The organism is Streptomyces sp. (assembly GCF_035563135.1).
In the GTDB taxonomy this organism is placed as follows: domain Bacteria; phylum Actinomycetota; class Actinomycetes; order Streptomycetales; family Streptomycetaceae; genus Streptomyces.
Window position 1 is genome coordinate 1 of record NZ_DATMVN010000137.1, and the last position, 2,210, is coordinate 2,210.

Sequence of the window (2,210 nt, forward strand, 5' to 3'; positions counted from 1 at the left end):
GGTCGGGCACCGGACGCGCCGGAGGCGGTCCCCGCCGACCCGGCCGACGGCTCCGGGGACGGTCCATCCCGCTCTGACGTCATGGGCAGATCGAGCGCCGGCAGTTCTCCCGCGCCCGGTGTGACCTACGGCACACCGCTAGCCGAAATGCTTGCGGTGTCAAGTAAGTTGTGAGGAGTGCGCGCCCGAGGGCGAGCACCGACCGGGCGACCGTCCCGCAGCCACCTGCGAGCAGCCGCTCACCCACCTGCGAGGGAGCAGCGCGATGAACCAGCAGATGCACGACCTCCTGAACCCGGCTGCGCCGGCCGGCGCCTACGACGACCTGCTCGCGCGGGTCCTGCCGCAGGCGCGCGCCCACCGGGGCTGGACTCCGGACGACGGGCCGCTGCCGGCGCTGTTCGTGAGCCACGGCGCGCCGCCCACCCTCGACGCTCCGGAGTGGCTGGACTCCCTGTTCACCTGGTCGCAGTCCATGCCCAAGCCCCGGGCCATCGTCGTGGTCTCCGCGCACTGGGAGAACGCCCCGCTGGCGATCTCCGGCGCCGCCGCCGGCACGCCGCTGTACTACGACTTCGGCGGCTTCCACCCGCGCTACTACACGTTGCAGTACGCCACACCGGACGCCACCGGGCTGGCCCAGCGCATCGCGGCGACCTTGAGCGACACCACCCCGCTGCACCACTACGTCGACCGGGGCCTGGACCACGGCGCCTTCATCCCCCTCATGGCCATGTACCCGGCCGCCGACGTGCCGGTCGTGCAGGTGAGCATGCCCAGCCTGGATCCCGAGGCGCTGCTGGCGCTGGGCCGGCGCCTGCGCTCGCTCCGCGAGGAGGGCGTCCTCGTCATGGGCTCCGGCTTCATGACCCACAGCTTCGCGGTCTTCCGCCGTCCGGAACTGCAGGGGTACACCGAGGCCTTCGACGAATGGGCCACCGACGCCCTCGCGCGCCACGACGTCGACGCGCTGATCGACTACCGCACCAAGGGCCCGGGCGCCGCCGTCGCCCACCCGACCGCCGACCACTTCGTGCCCCTCCTGCTCACCCTCGGGGCGGGCACCACGCCCGGGCAGTCCGTGACCACGGCCTTCGACGGCATGTGGCACGGCAACTCGATCCGCTCGATCCAGGCGGCCTGACCGGAGCCCCCGGTCGCCCGACTCCAGACAGGAGGCACCGATGACCACCTTCTCCTCGCGCGCTGACGTGCGCACCGATGCCCCGGCCCGCTACGCCAAACAGCTGGTCTCGCACCTGGGCCGCAAGGTCCCGTTCACCGAGGACGCCGAGGGCGCCTGGACGACGCTCGTCGGGGACGCCCGCGGCCGGATCATCGTCGGCGACGACGTGCTCACGTTGCGCGCCGAGGCGCCCGACGTCGAGACGTTGGACCGCCTCGAACACGCCCTCGGGAGCCACCTCGAGCGCTTCGGTGCGCGTGCCGGCCTCACGGTCACCTGGCACCGCGACAGCCACTGACAGCGGACGTCCCGGACGCGGGGCCCAGCCCGGGTCCGGGCCCAGCGCGCCCGGCAGCACCGCACCACCCACCCACAGAAGAGGACACCGCCATGATCGTCAACGCCATCACCTGGCACTCCATCACCGTCGAGCCCGAGAACCTCGAGGCCCAGAAGGCGTTCATCGGCGAGACCCTCGGTCTCCCCCTCGCCATGGAGATGAACGGCGTCTTCGTGTACGCGCTCCCGGACGGGGGGATGCTGGAGCTCTACACGCCCCAGACCGCACCGGACTTCGGCTACAACGGCTCCATCGCCTTCGGCTTCCGGGTCGACGACGTCGAGGCGGCCAGTGCCGAGATCGCCGCAGCCGGCGGGGAGCTCCTGGGCGAGATCAACCGGGTTCCGGACCTGGACTACGCCTACCGGCACTTCCGCGGTGTCGACGGCCGTGTCTACGGCCTCAACGAGAGCAAGCCGCAGCCCCGCTGACGTCCGCCTGCCGGTCTGCCGCGACCGCTGTGGACCGGCAGCCGACAGGCCTCGTCGGTGGACATCTCGGCGACGGCCCCTCTCCGGAGATGGCGACTCCGGTTCTGGCCGAGACGTCGGTGGGGATCGTGGGCGCATCCGACGGCGGTCGAGGCCGTGTGGCGGGACGGCGTGTCGTCGGACCGCAAGCCGGCCAGCCCCATCCGGTTTCGCACCCGTCATGGTCCGGCCAGCCGCCGGGGGGCGAAGGCGT

General features: G+C 72.3%; 3 protein-coding genes. All 3 read left to right on the forward strand.

The annotated features are described in order from the left end of the window. Nucleotides 1-265: 265 nt before the first annotated feature. The 3 genes from VN520_RS05815 (at nt 266) to VN520_RS05825 (ending at nt 1,957) form a co-directional block, all read left to right on the forward strand. Entirely contained in the window at nt 266-1,144 is an 879-nt protein-coding gene (locus VN520_RS05815; protein WP_325745761.1) for a class III extradiol ring-cleavage dioxygenase, read from the forward strand. A 40-nt stretch (nt 1,145-1,184) separates the two neighbouring features. Further along, nucleotides 1,185-1,484 carry a DUF2218 domain-containing protein gene (locus tag VN520_RS05820; protein ID WP_325745762.1) on the forward strand — a complete coding sequence of 100 codons (300 nt, stop codon included), beginning with the start codon at nt 1,185-1,187 and terminating at the stop codon, nt 1,482-1,484. A 92-nt stretch (nt 1,485-1,576) separates the two neighbouring features. Next, entirely contained in the window at nt 1,577-1,957 is a 381-nt protein-coding gene (locus VN520_RS05825; protein WP_325745763.1) for a VOC family protein, read from the forward strand. The last annotated feature ends 253 nt before the right edge of the window (nt 1,958-2,210 follow it).

Coding starts and splice junctions, on each gene's coding strand:
- VN520_RS05815 (WP_325745761.1), top strand. CDS start 266: ATGAACCAGCAGATGCACGACCTCCTGAACCCGGCTGCGCCGGCCGGC.
- VN520_RS05820 (WP_325745762.1), top strand. CDS start 1,185: ATGACCACCTTCTCCTCGCGCGCTGACGTGCGCACCGATGCCCCGGCC.
- VN520_RS05825 (WP_325745763.1), top strand. CDS start 1,577: ATGATCGTCAACGCCATCACCTGGCACTCCATCACCGTCGAGCCCGAG.